Here is a 16,045-nt window from a genome sequence, read left to right as displayed (position 1 = left end):
AAATTACTGTGCCATAAACTCGCGGATATGAGCGACAACCTCATCGCTTGCATCTTCTAAAATGTAGTGACCGCAATCGGCAAACTCATGAACCTTAGCATCAGGGAAACGACGCTTCCATTCATCTAAAAATGCCTTATCAAACACAAAGTCTTGTAGGCCCCAACAGATCATCATAGGCAGTGACTTAAACTGTTCAAGACTGGCTGCAATATCCGATACCAGCTGATAATTTCTATCCCCTTCTTTTAGCGGAATATCTTGTACAAAACGCAGCGTCGAGATGCGGTTAGCCCATGAGTTAAACGGTGCCACATAGGCATTACGAATAGCTTTAGGCATGGCTTTACGTTTAACGCCAACATAAGACGCTATCGATGAAAATGCATTAAAACCACGAACCAATACGGTGCCTAGCAGGGTATTACGACAGATAGATAACGCCCAAGGAAACGGTTTACTCTCAGGCAGATGAAATGCGCCAGTATTGAGAATGACTAACTTTTTAATCCGCTCAGGATGACGGGCAGCAAAACCCATTCCGATCATCCCTCCCCAATCGTGCACAATCAGAGTGATGTTTTGCTTAACATCTAAGTGGTCAAGCAGTGCTTCTAAATCATCGATACGATTATTTAAGGTGTAATCATAACCAGCATCATCGGGCTTATCCGATAAGCCGCAACCTATATGGTCAGGCACGATACATTGATGGTTAGCACTGAGCGCTGAGATCACGTTTCGGTAATAAAACGACCAGCTAGGGTTACCGTGTACCATCACAACGGGCTCGCCCTGACCTTCATTTACATAATGTAATTTATTGCCGTTTCTATCGAGATAGTTGCGCTTAAAGGGAAATAGCGTATCGAGCATGAACTTTCCTATATCCAAGTTTTGTCCTCGATGAAGGGCTGCAGCCCCTATCGAGATAATCTGTTTTATTAAGACTAAACGAGATGGTGAATTACCACTTAAGTCCAAGCATCATGCAATTTAGACCACTGCCTATCCCAAGGAAACTCACTTGATCGCCTTTGCGCAGGAATCCTTGATCATGTGCCATTGCCGCCGTAACTGGCAAGGATACCGTGCCCATATTGCCAAGCAATTTATAAGTCGGAAACTCTTTCTCTTGAGGAATGTTAAGCGCACTGAGCACCTGTTTGCGGTTTGATGCGCCCACTTGGTGACAAATGACCTTATCGACCTGCTCAACGACCCAGTTACGCTGCTCAAGGAAATGGCTCCAAGTATGACGAGCTAGTTCCACCCCTTCTTTCAACAGGGCGACGCCGTCGGTACGCATAAACTCACGATACAACTGAGTTCCAGCCTCTTGTAGGCCCCATTGACATAAGTTGTGATGCTCAGGCGCCGACAGATGACTTGCGCCAAGCAGCTGGTGCTGACGTTCGCCCTTTAATGACAGTGTGCCATCTGTGATGAGTACCGCCACGGCGCCAGAGCCACCAGTTAAGGTGGCTAATGATTGGGCGTAGTTTTGCATGGTTGGTTCGGCCAACATATTGTCGATCGTAATATCCACAATATGACGCGCCGACTCACAGGAAACCACAAGGCCAGCCTTTATCTGTCCAAGCTCAATGCGATTGGCAATATCGAGAATACCAGACAAGACTCCAAGGCAGGCGTTACTGATATCATAAATGGCGGTATCTTTAGACACCCCAAGCTCTGCAGCAATTCGGCAAGCGGTCGCTGGCTCGTGTTGATCACGACAAACCCCGGTATATACGACGGCTCCAAGATCACTGACACTGATCCCCGTTTCGTCGATCGCCTTATTTGCCGCAGCTAATGCGCCGTCAGACAAACGGTGTCCTTTTGGCCACCAGCGGCGTTCTTGAATACCCGTCAGTGCAGCAAGCTGCCCCATAGGGATCCTGAACTTTTGATACAAAGGAGCTAATCGAGACTCAAGTTCTGAGGTGGAGACCACTTCAGGTGCCAGCTCATAGGCCAGACTGTTTATAAAAACGCGAGAATATTTCATGAAACCGTTTATTTCGCTCTGTATATAGGTACTTTACGCACCGATATTTATTATTATTCAGTAATAGCCCGACATTTGAGCAAGAAACCGCGCATGATTCAACAGAAAACCGTAATATGAGCGCTTTTTTCGGTACTACGTCTATAAATCCAACATTTTTATCGTGTCAATTCATTCTACACAAGCCCATTACCAACCAATTATTTCTTATTAAACAGTTTATTAGCCAGCAAATTGACCTTAAATGACGTTAATTTGCCTTTTTGGCTAAAATTAACGCATTTCTGGGGGTAATCGTTGCCGCACAAAATTCGGTCAAATTTACCTGATAACCTGCCTCTTGCAGAAAACAGACTCTATCGAGCAATAACCATTTTTCCAACGACTCACGAAACAGATGAGCAACCAGATCGATACGCCTCGTCAATCGCTGGCGCGCTAACCCTAAGGTCAAATAGTGTTCAGCCGACCAAGCTGACGGCAAAGTGACCGATTTCTGCTTCGCCGCCCAATAACAAAAGGCCTCAAAATCACCACTGAGCTGGCTCTGTTTAATCGAAGGTATCGGCAAATAGTGATTATTCCCAGTCACATGGCGCTGCAAGCTATCAAAACCTAATCGCCAGGCCACCTCTTGTAAACGCAGCTTTTTCGCCTTGTCGTTGGCGATCACGCTTTGTTGCAGTGGCAGTTGCAAATCATGGCGACTTAAGCGCAAACGACTGGCTTTAGCGACCTCTGACATCCCTTGATAAATCTGACTATTGATCAAATGATAACAACAGGGCGATATGGCAATTGAAGCCGTATTGGCCTTAGATGCATGACGCAATAATGCCACATGAAGATCGCCACACGCATGCAGCGCTATCGCCTGCTGCTGGGGCTTCAACAACACCCCTGCTTGCTTACTAAAAGCATCTGAACAGATAAAACGTTGCGGTAGTGCCCACCTATCAGCAAAGGCTTGGCCGTTATCGCATAAGATTTGTTGCCACTCTAAGCTGGTGACATTTCGCTGCTGCGCTTTAGCGATCAGGCGGCCAAGATGCCCCTTGCCCGCACACCATTCGAGTATCTCGGTTTGATCACCAGCAATCGCACTGGCAAATGCGGTGATCTGTTGCCATTTCCGCCCTTTGATATGAGCACTAAAATGAGCAAGCAGATCGTCATCGAGACCGAATAGTGTCTTATTGCCATCACTATCTGATAACACACTCGAAGATGATGAACTGGTGACTGATGCTCTCATCGTTGGTATCGATGGCGGCAAAGATGAGCGAAGCAGAGACAATGACTCAGAGAATGACCGACTTTCTGCCCCATCGCCCTTATCATTGCTATTGTCGTCACAAGATCTATTATCAAGATCTTGTTGCAACGCAGGCAATAATGTCTCGACTAAGCGGGCGTTATCAAGATCAATGGCGTCTATCTCATCATCGCTGATCTGCCACACCCGTTTAGCCAGCAGCGGAAATTCAGCCTCCCAGGGCAAAGCCTCACAATCGAACGCTTTAACCTGCCACAACGAGCGACTGGCTAATAAGAGTTGATCTAAGTTATGCATTAATTCGCGGTAAGACATGATATTCCTTAAGCTCGACAAGTACTCACCGAGCACCCCGCGCTATTGTAAACAACTCACGGTTACGACGAAACCAATACCTTGACCCACTGATGGTACGAGCTCAGTTTTTGTGCCAATCTATTGCGACAAGGAATTGCGACAAGGAGTTAGCCGCGCAGTATTGTTCTCGATAGGCTCCTAACCAATAAGATTGAACCACTTTGCCGACTGCCGTAAAATCCCCGTCAATCAAAGCTAAATGAGTATAACTTTATGCAATCACCTTGCGTTGCACGATGCGGACTAAATGATGATGAGATCTGCATGGGCTGTTTTCGCCATATTGATGAAATCGTTGGCTGGAGTAGCGCTAGCGAGATTAAACAGCAGCAGATTTGGCAAAACCTTGCACAGCGTAAGGCGCAATACGCTAGTGAAGAACATCATCGCAGCAAAGAAAAAGAGCGAGGTAAAAACAGCCAGATAATCAGCCGAGAAAAATGGTTAGAGGCAGAAAAGCGCCTTGCAGAACAAGACGCGTAAGGCTTTTATAAGCAAAGATTATTTCTTGCTCATCATCCCTTTTAAGTCGGCAAATGGATTATACGTCGCCGCTTCAACTTTATTTTCAGTCGTCGAGCCATATTGAATAAGCTCTTCATATTTTGCATGTTCATTGTCATGGCAATAGAGGCAGAGTAGCTCCCAATTGGAACCATCAGAGGGATTGTTATCATGATTATGATCTCTATGGTGCACAGTTAACTCACGTAGATTTGAGTGAGTAAACTCGCGGGTACAACGCCCACAAACCCAAGGATAGAGTTTTAACGCCTGTTCACGATAGCCAGTCTCACGCTTGGCTTTATATTCACGCGCCTCTGCTAGTACGCGATCTAATTTACTTTGACCTTGATTGGTTGACATCAATAAGTACTCTTGTTTAAAAACTGCCTGCAAGAATAATCACTGCTATTAACAAGAGCAACAAAAAGCTGTGTGTTTAAGTGCCGTATCACAATGCGCCCCAAACGGATAACGGTAGGGCTAATACCAACAGATATAAAAAGGCAACCAAGTGAACTGAGTTCACCTAAGGTTGCCTTTTAACAATAGCTTAGTTGTTGATAACGCCTAGCCGACGGGATTAGATTTTTTTCATCTCTTCATAGGTAATATGACGAACATCTTTACCTTTAACATAGTAGATGATGTATTCGCAGATATTTTGACACCTGTCGCCCACTCTCTCGACCGCACGCGCTGCCCACAGTACATCTAATACTTCAGGAATTGAACGCGGGTCTTCCATCATATAGGTCATTAATTGACGAATAATACCTTCATACTCACTGTCGAGTTTAGCGTCTTCCTTATGCAGTTCCATCGCAACCTCTGCATCCATACGTGCAAGCGCATCTAAGGTTGAATGTAAGGTGCGGGTTGCATGACGGCCCATATTCTCGATGCTAACCAATAACGGTTGTTGATTTTTCAAACGCTTATCTAATGCCGCATTGGCAATTTTCACGCTGGCATCGCCAATACGTTCTAGATCGGCAATGGTTTTAGAGATAGCAATAATTAAACGTAAATCGCTCGCTGCCGGCTGACGTTTGGCGATAATGCGGGTGCACTCTTCATCGATAGAGACTTCCATACCGTTAACCGTATGATCGCCATCTATCACCTTCTGCGCCAACTCGGCATCTAGATTACCAAGAGCATCTAACGCTTGCTCTAACTGGCGTTCAACCAAACCGCCCATCGCTAGTACGCGATTACGAATATCATCTAACTCAGCATTAAACTGACCAGAGATATGTTTATTTAAATTCATGTTTTCCATTGCAGCTCAACCTTTTCAATTCAATCTGTTGTGTGACGACATCGATTCTCAAGCGAATCTTAGCCGTAGCGACCCGTAATGTAATCCTCGGTCTTCTTTTTCTTCGGCGTAGTAAAAATGGTATTAGTATCGGCGTATTCAACCAACTCTCCCATATACATAAATGCCGTTTGATCAGAGACGCGAGCCGCCTGTTGCATGTTGTGCGTCACAATAACAACGGTATATTTAGATTTTAGCTCGGTTATCAACTCTTCAATGGTTAACGTCGAGATAGGATCTAGTGCCGACGTTGGCTCATCGAGTAGCAAGACTTCAGGTTCAATGGCAATGGCGCGGGCAATGACTAAACGCTGCTGCTGACCACCTGATAAACCAAATGCATTATCGTGTAGACGATCTTTTACTTCATCCCAAATTGCAGCGCCGCGAAGCGAACGCTCAGCGGCATCATCGAGTTGACGACGGTTATTTATCCCCTGCAGACGTAATCCATAAACTACATTCTCATAGATTGATTTAGGGAATGGATTTGGACGCTGAAACACCATACCGACATTGCGACGCAGTGAGGCTACGTCAACTTGCTTATCATAGATATTTTGCCCATGAAGCAAGATCTCACCACCAATGTGGCAGTTATCGACTAAGTCATTCATACGGTTAATACAGCGAAGCAGTGTCGACTTACCACAACCACTTGGGCCGATAAATGCGGTAACTTTTTTCTTAGGTATCTTCATTGATACATCAAATAGCGCCTGCTTATCGCCATATTTAAGATCTAAATTGCGGATCTCTAGTGCGGTCTGTTCACTACTTAAGTTATTTAAGTCTAATGTTTCTGTTTTCATTACCGAACTATCTATCGAAATCATATCTGTTCCTAATCACTTCAGGATAAAGGTTTATTCACGCCCAAGCTCGGCCCGGGCGGGTATTAATTTAGCTTGGGTTAGTGCTCTAGTGAGCGATACTTTTCACGTAAATGGTTACGTACAGCAATCGCCGTCAAGTTCAAGCTCACAATTACAGTCACCAATAAGAACGAAGTGGCATAAACCAAGGGGCGCGCAGCCTCAACATTCGGGCTCTGGAACCCCACATCATAAATATGGAAGCCTAAGTGCATAAACTTACGTTCTAAATGCACAAATGGGAAATTCATATCGATAGGCAAAGTCGGCGCAAGCTTTACGACACCCACCAACATCAATGGGGCAACTTCGCCAGCGGCCCGGGCTACCGCCAAAATAAGGCCTGTCATAATCGCAGGACTCGCCATGGGTAAGATGATGCGCCACAAGGTTTCAGCCTTAGTCGCGCCCAAAGCCAAACTCCCTTGACGAACCGAGCTTGGAATACGACTTAGCCCCTCTTCGGTGGACACGATAACCACTGGCAATGTAAGGATCGCCAAGGTCAATGCCGACCAAATGACACCGGGAGATCCAAAGGTCGGCGTTGGCAGCGCTTCAGGGTAAAACAGCTGATCGAGCGACCCACCTAACATATAGACAAAGAACCCTAGACCAAACACACCATACACAATCGATGGTACGCCCGCTAAGTTAATCACCGCGATGCGGATCATCTTAGTGATGGGACCTTTCTTAGCGTATTCATGTAGGTAAACCGCTGCAATAACGCCAAATGGCGTCACAATCACCGCCATGAGCATCACCATAAATACCGTACCGAAGATAGCTGGGAACACCCCGCCCTCGGTATTGGCTTCACGAGGATCATCACTAACAAATTTACCGATCCCTTTGAACCAATGACCCACCTTGCCGAGTAAGCTCAAGTGATTTGAGTAAGTCACATCTAAGATGCTATCAAGTGGCAGCGTGACTTCTTCGCCGCGCATATCGCGGATAATCACCGAGTCACGAGCAGCTTCTTGACGAAGAGCAAAGAATGCCTTCTCCATCTCTTGGTAGTCGGCTTGAAGTTTTGTACGCTCCGCATCGAGTTGCCTTTTACGCGCATCAGTTAAGGCGTTATCTAACTCGTAACCACGTTCTTTTAAACGTAAATGCTCGAGTTGATAGTTAACTGAACCGATATCGCCCTTCTGCAATGAAACCGCTTTATCACTTAATGCAACCGCCCGTTCAATATGCTCTTTGAACGATGCTTCAAGGTGGTCATTATCCAGCGCAAGACGCTTACCATCTTCGATAATCGCAACTGGATAACCGTAGAAATCACCGTTTTTAGAGCGCTCTAACTTAGCCAGCTCGATAGGTGTCGTGCGAGAGACAATATCGGTTGCTAATATCCAGCGAAAATCTAACCCAACAAATTCGCGGTTACCCGTTTTGACAAGATATCGAGTCACCATCTCACCAGGATGTTGGTTAAATTTGTGTCCCGCCGAGATCAAGCGCTCTGTTGGCACTTCCTCTTTATCGTAAATCTCACCAATCAGCGTCGAACGAACACCTTGCTGATCGACTAACTCCCACTGATAGATCTCAGCAGGCCAGAAGTAACTCAAACCACGAGATGCGATTAACAGCAGCAAACCAATCACAGCAATCAAACTAATACTGACCGCGCCACCTGTCATCCAGATCCAGGGCGAACCCGATTTAAACCACTTACCCATTACATAAGCCTCTTAAGGTCACAGGCGAAAATATCGAAATCAAAAACATATTGGCCTCCATTACAGTGAGCTGTAGCGTTCACGAAGACGCTGTCTCACCACTTCAGCAATGGTGTTAAAGAAGAAGGTAAAGATAAACAGGACGAATGCAGCTAAGAACAGCACACGGTAATGGGAACTACCGATGGCAGATTCTGGCATTTCAACCGCGATATTAGCCGCCAATGTCCGCATCCCTTCAAATACACTCCATTCCATAATCGCCGTATTACCTGTTGCCATCAGTACAATCATGGTTTCACCAACCGCGCGGCCAAGACCCATCATTACCGCAGAGAAGATGCCTGGACTCGCGGTTAATAACACAACCCGAGTCAAGGTTTGCCAGTTGGTTGCGCCCAACGCCAAGCTACCATTTGAAAGGTGACGAGGTACTGAGAACACAGCATCTTCTGCAATAGAAAATATCGTTGGGATAACCGCAAAGCCCATGGCGATACCGACAACCAAAGCGTTGCGCTGATCGAAGGTAATACCAAGTTCATTAGTGATAAATAAACGTGAGTCACCACCAAAGAGTGCCACCTCAACATACGGACTGATATAGAAAGCGAACCAACCAACAAAGATGATCACCGGCAGTAACATCAGCTCTTGGTAAACTTCTGGCAAACGCTGCTTCCAACGTCCAGGCAATTGATGCCACGCAAATGCCGTCACCAATATACTCACCGGTAACATCACCAGTAATATCAAGATCCCCGGCAGATTATCTTCAATAAGTGGTGCCAACCAAAGACCCGCTAAGAAACCGAGAATAACCGTAGGTAAGGCTTCCATAATTTCGATGGTAGGCTTAACGACCGCACGCACTTTGGGCGACATAAAGTAAGCGGTGTAGATGGCGCCAGCAATTGCAAGAGGGGTTGCAAACAACATGGCATAGAGCGCAGCCTTCATGGTGCCGAAAGCCAGTGGCATTAAGCTTAACTTAGCTTCAAAGTCATCAGACCCCGAAGTAGACTGCCAAACATATTGTGGCTCGGGATACCCTTCATACCACACCTTGTCCCACATCGCGCTCCAAGACACCTCTGGGTGACTGTTTTCAATCGCAAATAAATGCAGCTTTCCGCCAGCTTGAACCACTAACGCATTCGAACGAGGGCTAAAGCCCATCACACCCGGTTGTTTTAAATCAAAGGCCTCTGAAAACAACTTGCGCTGACTAGTGGTGTAAAGCAGGTTGAGTTCACCAGAGTCGCTAATCGTTGCAAAACTTTTACGATAAAACTCACTGGCGATGCGTTTAACGCCGGCCTTGTTGCTAAATTCACGTATCTCTTGATATTGACGGCCTTTGTCGCCGTTAACCTGAAAATACTGCAAAATTAGGCCATTATCATAACTAACCAGTACCGAGCTGGCACCAGCTAACAAGGATACATCGGTTACTTTGGTCTTTGCGCGCTCAAGTTCAATCACTTGGCTCAATGACACCTCTTCAGCGTCACGAATATCATAGACAAATAAGCGATTAGACGAGCGTAATAATAACTGGCGCTGGTCGGGTGTCATCAACACTTGTTGCACTTGTAGCGGCGCATCATCGATAATCGTTGATGTCGATGCCCACTCAACCTCCTCTGTCATCATGTTTTCCTCACCTTCTTGGCGAGTAAGATGCCAGCGGCCACTATCATCACGATAGGTAAAGCTCATTTTGTCAGATGAATAGGCAAAACTCAGTTGATTAAGTGGCAATGCATTATCATCCACCGGTAAAGGCTGTTTACCTAACGGATAACGTAAGCTCGGCGTGATCACCCTTTTATTATCTGGATAAGTGACTGAGAAATTAATGCCAGCTATCACCACTTGGCCGTTTGAGAGGCCAAATGCGAAACGTTGTTCACTTGGCACTGCCGATGCGCTGCTAACAATAGACACGCCTTCAGGCAATTCGATAGATTCCACATCGACAACCTGACCCGTTGCTGCACTGTAAAAAGTAACTTTTCCGTTTGCTCCAACGCGATAAAGGATCTCATTTTGTTCATCGCTGCCCACCATTAGGGTAGCAACATCGCTATCTTGGAGCTCGGCGGTCATCACTGGCGTCACACTGGCGCCATCAAAAATTGGTTTAACCACGTAAAGTAGATAGAAAAAGATCAGCAATAACGCGACAAACACCATGGTGCCGCCGAGCGTTACCCCAAATTGGGTTAACTTATCTTTAAAAGCTCTTCTACTTGAGCCCTTCCCCATCAACAAATTTGTTGCTGTAGAACCAGGTTGAGTTACCTGAGTTTCCATTAAGAACCTCGTATATTTTTGTTCAGTAGAGTTTTGCTGGGATTGTCGTCTAGGCTATGTTAACTATAGTGAACCTAATACGACCCCATTTCTGACAGTCGGGATTATATGACGCAAAGATGACACTATTGTTACAGCGAGAAAATGTCATCAATTACTTATGGAGCCTTCACCAAATGTTACGATATTTAGTTACGCTACAAGTTACCGATAAAAAAGGATTAGTCGAACAAATAGCCCATATTGTCAGTCGCCACGGAGGCAACTGGCTCGACTCAGAACTCCGCCACCTAGACGGAATTTTTGCCGCCATATTGCTACTTGAAGTCCCGGCGGCAAATTGGGAAACACTACTAGAAAATTTAGAATGTATAGAAGGCCTTACGCTTACCTACAGTAAAACAAGCCACGCAGCACCTGTAGTACCAAGCAAACACTATTCGTTAGTCGCCTACGACAGACCGGGATTGGTTCATGACATATCAAATAAGATCAATGCACTAGCAATAAACATCGAGCGCCTATCCACCCATTATGAAACCGCAAGTCACACAGGTGTTGAACTGTTTCGGGCTAATTTCAGTCTCAATATTCCCGATGAAGCAACAGAGCAACAACTGACGAAAGCCTTATACACCATAGGTGACGATGTTGTACTCGACATCATAGCTTGATCTATCTAGCTATCTCGACCTTTAGCCCAGCGATATAAGCTGGGCTAAAGCAATCAAGGAGAAGATAATCACGAATACAATCGATAAAACCTATCAAAGATAAACTCATCAATCTGATATACTCGCTCTATAAACCACATTCACCATGAAACTTGCTTAGGTTTTCACCTGCATAAGTTTCATTAGTTAATTCCGGATATCATGATGCCCAACGCTCCACTTATCGGAAACATCAGCAAGATGCGTTCCTCACTCGACACCAACGGCCAAGTCAATTACCAGCTACCATTATCAGAGCACTTAGTCGAGATGAATCCGCTTATTGGTCGCCAAGTGACTTTGACCCATACTGGAAACATCTACTGCTGCAACTGCAAAAAGAAAACCAAGAAGAGTTTTTCTCAAGGACACTGCTTTGTGTGCATGAAAAAACTGGCGAGTTGCGACATGTGCATCATGAAACCTGAAACCTGTCATTTTGCACAAGGAACATGCAGAGAGCCGCAATGGGGAGAGGCTAACTGTTTTGTGCCTCACTACGTATATCTTTCTAACACGTCAGGCCTAAAAGTCGGCATTACCCGCCATACTCAGCTTCCTACACGTTGGATAGACCAAGGCGCCACCCAAGGTTTGCCTATTTTAAAAGTCTCTACACGACAACTTTCAGGCCTTATCGAAGTTGAACTGGCTAAGATGATCAATGATAAAACCAATTGGCGCACCATGCTTAAAGGCAATGCCGAGCCACTCGATTTAGTTGAACAGGCAAAAGCGTTACTGCCGCACATCGAAAAACGTATTCATGAACTGTCGATGGAGCACGGGGAGTACGCCATCGAGCAACTCGATGAAGCGATCCTTGCTATTGAGTATCCAGTAAGCGAGTTTCCGACAAAAATTTCCTCCCATAACTTCGATAAAGATCCAATCGTGACAGGTAAGCTAATGGGGATTAAGGGGCAATATCTGATTTTCGATACAGGGGTAATTAACCTACGCAAGTTTAGCTCTTATGAGATAAACCTCAGCACCGACTAAGCCATTAAAGGGCCTTGTGAGCTAGCTTTTCAAGGCCCTTTCTCTCCCAGTCATCCATCCCCACACTTTCATCTATGGCGAACCTCAACACGATTTAGACTACCCCTCCCCCGAATGAACCAACAAACTTGCAACATATGTAAATTCTCTGCAATTACCAATGAGAATCTATATCATTCGCATCAAATTATTACCTGTATTAAATAGGAATCTTTGATGTTGACTAAAGTGTCGTTAAAAGAAATACGGATGAAAAAAATTCCCCCGAGACAGTCTAGAATCGCGCTGTACACCAGCTTGTTTTGTTTAGGCTTAATCAATAACTCAGCGGTCGCAGACGTCACCGATATAGAACGGATCATAGTGACAGGCAGTCGCAGTGTAGAAAGTATCGAAGAAGTCCCCTCCTCAGTTACCCTAATCGACAACAAGACCCTCAGCCGAGACATGCAGATCAGTTCGGAGCTGCAAAACATGTTAGCTTTTCGCGTACCAGGTATGGCTCCCAGCACTGGCACCTCAAGCAACTCAGGTCAAACACTGCGTGGACGTAAAGCATTAGTGATGATAGATGGCGTGCCGCAATCGACCCCACTACGCAATGGTCAGCTTGGTATCCGCTCCATCGACCCCAGCGCTATCGAGCGTATTGAGGTAATTAAGGGAGCCACCTCAATCTATGGCAACGGCGCATCGGGCGGCATCATTAACTATATAACTAAGCAAGCATCAAGCGGTGATAAGGCCAATATCGAACTGGCGGCATCGAGTAAGTTCAGCCCCGTTAAGTTTGAAGACAGCGCCGGTTACCGCTATAACGCAAGCATCAATGGCACACTAGACAAGGTTAGCTACGTGCTCAATGGTTCAGTCGAGGAAACAGGGCTCGAATATGATGCCGAGGGCGACATTATTGGCCTCATCTATGGTCTGTCGGAAACCAAGTCGCAAAACCTGTTCACTAAATTAAGCTATGACTTCGACGGCGAAAAGGTACTGCAACTCACCTACAACTACTATGAAGCCCAACAAAATGCCGATCTGCTGGATGTGACTGGCAGTGTTAACTCGGGCGTTAAGACCTATGCAATAAAGAATAGTGGTGGTAATAAACCCGGTGTTCCACAGGGGCCTAGCGGTAACCATAACCTGATGCTGAAATACACAGACGAGGCACTATTTGACAATACTCAGCTGACCTTAGACGCCTATTACCAAGAAATTGAAAACATGTTTTTCTACTCGGCGGCGTTAGCCAATCCGAGCGAAGGTTATGATGGTGGTCAGTCTTTAATCCGTTCTAATAAACGCGGACTGCGCATCAACTTCAATACTGTCGTCGATTGGGATAATGTCGCGGCGACCTTTATCTACGGCATAGACGCCCTCAATGATATCAGTTCGCAGCCATTGCATGATGGCCGCATCTGGGTTCCCGAGATGGACATGAGCAATCTGGCGGCTTATCTGCAAACTAAGTGGGTGATCCATGATGATTGGATTGTAAAGGCAGGCCTACGTCACGACAGAGTGGATATCAGTGTCGATGACTACACTACACTGAAGCTATGCAGCACGTCAGCAACCTGCTCCGTGCCTTTCGACGTCACTGGCGGTGAACTCAACTTTACCTCGACCACTTACAATCTCGGCCTACGCTACAGTGCATCAGAATATATCAGCCCTTTTGTGAGTTTTTCACAGGGAGCTGATATTTCCGATCTCGGTAGCCTACTGCGTACGGCCACTGTCAATGATATCTCGCTGATCCAAACCCAAGCCTCGATAGTCGACAACTATGAAGTAGGATTCGCTGGACGCTACCAAGATCTAGGTTATCAATTTGCCGCCTATCGCAGCACATCAGAACTCGGAACCAGTAATAAATATGATGCCCAGACAGGTGTCTATATGCCAGTAAGATCGCCGCAAAAAATCTGGGGCTATGAAGCGGAGCTCAGTTACCAGCTACTCGATAACCTCGGCGCCGGCCTTAGCTACAGCTGGGTAGAGGGTAAGGATACCGAAAAAGATAGTTATCTAGATGGTCAGGTGATCTCAGCCCCTAAATTTACCACATCGCTTAATTGGCAACCTGTAGATGAGGCAAATATTACGGTTAACTATCTGTATGTAGGCGATCGCAAACGTTTTGAACAGCTAGATGGCCAATATGTCGGTGCCCAAGGGCCTATTAGCGCCTACAACTTGATAAATTTAAGCGGCAGTTACCAATGGAAACAATGGCAATTTAGCCTTGGGGTAGAGAACTTGCTCAATCAAGATTACTACTCGGCGCGCTCTCAAGCATACACCTACAAAGGCTATAACACCAAAGGCCTAGGTACCACGGTTAATGTTGGGGTCAAGGTTCACTTTTAATCCTCATCTTTTTAGCTAACCATAGATCGAAGAAGGCTTAGCTCATCGACTGATGCCTTCTTCGACTCGCTTCTTTCTTCATTGAGAGTGTAGACCATACGTATTCTTTGAGGCTTTTAGATCAATTATTTAGTAAAAATCATTAAACTTCGGCTAACCTTCTGCCGCAATATTGTTATGCCTAATGCAACATATGACTGTAGATTTTCGAGAGACATTTCAGGCAACCCATTTGCCATTCGAATGTTAAAAGTCCCCACAACCCTCTAATTTTCAGCTAATTGTAAAAAGCACTCGCCTCTGAGAATATTTTGCTGGTCAGGAAGATAAATGTCGGCGATCATACTTTGTTGATTATCGCGTTGAAGAGATTGAAGGATTAATGGAACTGATTTTTGCCATTGCGCTGTTTGCGTTTTCATCTGGAATCACTCCTGGCCCAAATAACATTATGTTAATGAGCTCAGGGGTCAATTTTGGGGTGAAAGCAAGTTTGCCTCACTTAGCAGGGATCTGTATTGGATTCCCATGCATGGTGCTGGCAATTGGCATGGGGCTAAGCGCTCTCTTTCAAAGTTATCCAATACTCCATTTGGTCATTAAATATGTGGGGATCACCTATCTACTCTATCTTGCTTGGCTTATCGCCAACAGTAGTAGCAAAATGGAGGGCAAACAGACCAGTAAACCACTGAGTTTTGTTCAAGCTGCGGCTTTTCAATGGGTTAACCCAAAAGGTTGGATAATGGCTGTTGGCGCCGTCGCAACCTTCACCTCAATCGATCTGCCACTAACGCCCCAAGTAGTCACCATAGCGAGCGTCTTTCTGAGCGTTGCGTTTCCCTGTGCCATTGTCTGGTTAGGTTTTGGTGTTGCTTTAAAACGCCTACTAAAAAACCAACATCAACAAAAATGGTTTAACATCACTATGGCACTATTGCTTGTGCTGTCTATCGTCCCTATGATCACGCCTAATTAAATGTGATAGTGGAGAAATAAGGTGACACTGCAGCGACCAGCCTCTGATGAGTTTACCCAAGCCATTGCAACCGAAATGGAAAATTGGGTGGAGCGCGTCATCATGAAATACAATATCTGTCCGTTCGCACGTCAGGAGGTCATGAGGGACTCGATTCGTTATCAAGTGATTGAAAAGAAAAAACTTGATCATGTATTAACTGTCCTTATCGATGAATGCCAGTTTCTCGATGCTCATCCACAGTTAGAAACCACCCTGTTTATTCTGCCGCAAGGATTTGAAGGCTTTTATCTCTATCTTGATCTAGTAGATATCGCCAATGACCTGCTTATCGAACAAGGATATGAAGGTGTTTATCAGCTGGCTAGCTTCCATCCAGATTATTGCTTCGATGGCGAACCTCAAGATAGTGCTGCGAATTACACCAATAGAGCCCCCTATCCAACGCTGCATATTATTCGCGAAGAAAGCATGGAAAAGGCCTTGGCGCAGTACAATGATCCAGAATCAATCCCAGAGCGTAATATTGCCTTCGCCGAGCGTAAAGGCAGTGAGTTCTTCGTCAAACTGTTACAAAGCTGCAAGCAATAAAATACA

General features: G+C 45.6%; 14 protein-coding genes. 6 read left to right on the top strand and 8 right to left on the bottom strand.

Annotated features, from left to right (window positions below; translation table 11 throughout):
* Positions 1-3: 3 nt before the first annotated feature.
* The 3 genes from K0I73_RS07975 to K0I73_RS07965 all read right to left on the bottom strand — a co-directional run bounded on the left by K0I73_RS07975 (position 4) and on the right by K0I73_RS07965 (position 3,608).
* Positions 4-876 (bottom strand): alpha/beta fold hydrolase, encoded by an 873-nt coding sequence (locus tag K0I73_RS07975; protein ID WP_220064307.1) that lies wholly within the window; start codon positions 874-876, stop codon positions 4-6.
* 91 nt (positions 877-967) lie between these two features.
* Positions 968-2,017, bottom strand: a complete 1,050-nt coding sequence (locus tag K0I73_RS07970; RefSeq protein ID WP_220063943.1) for a 3-oxoacyl-ACP synthase III — start codon at positions 2,015-2,017, stop codon at positions 968-970.
* Positions 2,018-2,267: 250 nt separating this feature from the next.
* Entirely contained in the window at positions 2,268-3,608 is a 1,341-nt protein-coding gene (locus tag K0I73_RS07965; RefSeq protein ID WP_220063942.1) for a methyltransferase, read from the bottom strand.
* Between the two features lie 255 nt (positions 3,609-3,863).
* On the opposite strand from K0I73_RS07965, the gene K0I73_RS07960 reads away from it, so the two are divergent.
* Positions 3,864-4,133 (top strand): DUF1289 domain-containing protein, encoded by a 270-nt coding sequence (locus K0I73_RS07960; RefSeq protein ID WP_220063941.1) that lies wholly within the window; start codon positions 3,864-3,866, stop codon positions 4,131-4,133.
* 18 nt (positions 4,134-4,151) lie between these two features.
* Here K0I73_RS07960 and K0I73_RS07955 read toward each other — a convergent pair whose 3' ends face one another.
* The 5 genes from K0I73_RS07955 to K0I73_RS07935 all read right to left on the bottom strand — a co-directional run bounded on the left by K0I73_RS07955 (position 4,152) and on the right by K0I73_RS07935 (position 10,372).
* Positions 4,152-4,517 carry a YajD family HNH nuclease gene (locus K0I73_RS07955; RefSeq protein WP_220063940.1) on the bottom strand — a complete coding sequence of 122 codons (366 nt, stop codon included), beginning with the start codon at positions 4,515-4,517 and terminating at the stop codon, positions 4,152-4,154.
* 220 nt (positions 4,518-4,737) lie between these two features.
* Complete coding sequence (phoU, locus tag K0I73_RS07950; RefSeq protein WP_220063939.1) at positions 4,738-5,439, bottom strand: phosphate signaling complex protein PhoU; 702 nt, start codon at positions 5,437-5,439, stop codon at positions 4,738-4,740.
* A gap of 59 nt (positions 5,440-5,498) precedes the next feature.
* Positions 5,499-6,317, bottom strand: a complete 819-nt coding sequence (pstB, locus tag K0I73_RS07945) for a phosphate ABC transporter ATP-binding protein PstB (RefSeq protein WP_220063938.1) — start codon at positions 6,315-6,317, stop codon at positions 5,499-5,501.
* 77 nt (positions 6,318-6,394) lie between these two features.
* Positions 6,395-8,053 (bottom strand): phosphate ABC transporter permease PstA, encoded by a 1,659-nt coding sequence (gene pstA, locus K0I73_RS07940; protein WP_220063937.1) that lies wholly within the window; start codon positions 8,051-8,053, stop codon positions 6,395-6,397.
* A 60-nt stretch (positions 8,054-8,113) separates the two neighbouring features.
* On the bottom strand, positions 8,114-10,372 hold the full coding sequence (locus tag K0I73_RS07935) for an ABC transporter permease subunit (protein WP_220063936.1): 2,259 nt from the start codon (positions 10,370-10,372) through the stop codon (positions 8,114-8,116).
* A 176-nt stretch (positions 10,373-10,548) separates the two neighbouring features.
* On the opposite strand from K0I73_RS07935, the gene K0I73_RS07930 reads away from it, so the two are divergent.
* The 5 genes from K0I73_RS07930 (at position 10,549) to K0I73_RS07910 (ending at position 16,039) form a co-directional block, all read left to right on the top strand.
* The gene (locus K0I73_RS07930; RefSeq protein WP_220063935.1) at positions 10,549-11,046 is read left to right on the top strand and encodes a glycine cleavage system transcriptional repressor; all 498 of its coding nucleotides are present in this window, start codon (positions 10,549-10,551) and stop codon (positions 11,044-11,046) included.
* Positions 11,047-11,247: 201 nt separating this feature from the next.
* Complete coding sequence (locus K0I73_RS07925) at positions 11,248-12,087, top strand: DUF2797 domain-containing protein (RefSeq protein ID WP_258405321.1); 840 nt, start codon at positions 11,248-11,250, stop codon at positions 12,085-12,087.
* Between the two features lie 249 nt (positions 12,088-12,336).
* The gene (locus K0I73_RS07920) at positions 12,337-14,469 is read left to right on the top strand and encodes a TonB-dependent receptor (protein ID WP_220063934.1); all 2,133 of its coding nucleotides are present in this window, start codon (positions 12,337-12,339) and stop codon (positions 14,467-14,469) included.
* A 382-nt stretch (positions 14,470-14,851) separates the two neighbouring features.
* Positions 14,852-15,448, top strand: a complete 597-nt coding sequence (locus tag K0I73_RS07915) for a LysE family translocator (RefSeq protein ID WP_220063933.1) — start codon at positions 14,852-14,854, stop codon at positions 15,446-15,448.
* 75 nt (positions 15,449-15,523) lie between these two features.
* Entirely contained in the window at positions 15,524-16,039 is a 516-nt protein-coding gene (locus tag K0I73_RS07910) for a DUF1415 domain-containing protein (RefSeq protein WP_220064305.1), read from the top strand.
* The last annotated feature ends 6 nt before the right edge of the window (positions 16,040-16,045 follow it).

The organism is Shewanella mesophila, assembly GCF_019457515.1.
GTDB lineage: Bacteria > Pseudomonadota > Gammaproteobacteria > Enterobacterales > Shewanellaceae > Shewanella > Shewanella mesophila.
Note: the sequence above shows the minus strand (reverse complement) of the source record. Positions and strands in the feature narration are given on the sequence as shown.

Bases quoted from the DNA above. Each gene is read 5' to 3' on its own strand.
- pstB (WP_220063938.1), bottom strand. From the start codon at position 6,317: ATGATTTCGATAGATAGTTCGGTAATGAAAACAGAAACATTAGACTTA.
- K0I73_RS07915 (WP_220063933.1), top strand. From the start codon at position 14,852: ATGGAACTGATTTTTGCCATTGCGCTGTTTGCGTTTTCATCTGGAATC.
- K0I73_RS07925 (WP_258405321.1), top strand. From the start codon at position 11,248: ATGATGCCCAACGCTCCACTTATCGGAAACATCAGCAAGATGCGTTCC.
- K0I73_RS07935 (WP_220063936.1), bottom strand. From the start codon at position 10,372: ATGGAAACTCAGGTAACTCAACCTGGTTCTACAGCAACAAATTTGTTG.
- K0I73_RS07930 (WP_220063935.1), top strand. From the start codon at position 10,549: ATGTTACGATATTTAGTTACGCTACAAGTTACCGATAAAAAAGGATTA.
- K0I73_RS07920 (WP_220063934.1), top strand. From the start codon at position 12,337: ATGAAAAAAATTCCCCCGAGACAGTCTAGAATCGCGCTGTACACCAGC.
- K0I73_RS07910 (WP_220064305.1), top strand. From the start codon at position 15,524: ATGGAAAATTGGGTGGAGCGCGTCATCATGAAATACAATATCTGTCCG.
- K0I73_RS07965 (WP_220063942.1), bottom strand. From the start codon at position 3,608: ATGTCTTACCGCGAATTAATGCATAACTTAGATCAACTCTTATTAGCC.
- phoU (WP_220063939.1), bottom strand. From the start codon at position 5,439: ATGGAAAACATGAATTTAAATAAACATATCTCTGGTCAGTTTAATGCT.
- K0I73_RS07960 (WP_220063941.1), top strand. From the start codon at position 3,864: ATGCAATCACCTTGCGTTGCACGATGCGGACTAAATGATGATGAGATC.
- pstA (WP_220063937.1), bottom strand. From the start codon at position 8,053: ATGGGTAAGTGGTTTAAATCGGGTTCGCCCTGGATCTGGATGACAGGT.
- K0I73_RS07975 (WP_220064307.1), bottom strand. From the start codon at position 876: ATGCTCGATACGCTATTTCCCTTTAAGCGCAACTATCTCGATAGAAAC.
- K0I73_RS07970 (WP_220063943.1), bottom strand. From the start codon at position 2,017: ATGAAATATTCTCGCGTTTTTATAAACAGTCTGGCCTATGAGCTGGCA.
- K0I73_RS07955 (WP_220063940.1), bottom strand. From the start codon at position 4,517: ATGTCAACCAATCAAGGTCAAAGTAAATTAGATCGCGTACTAGCAGAG.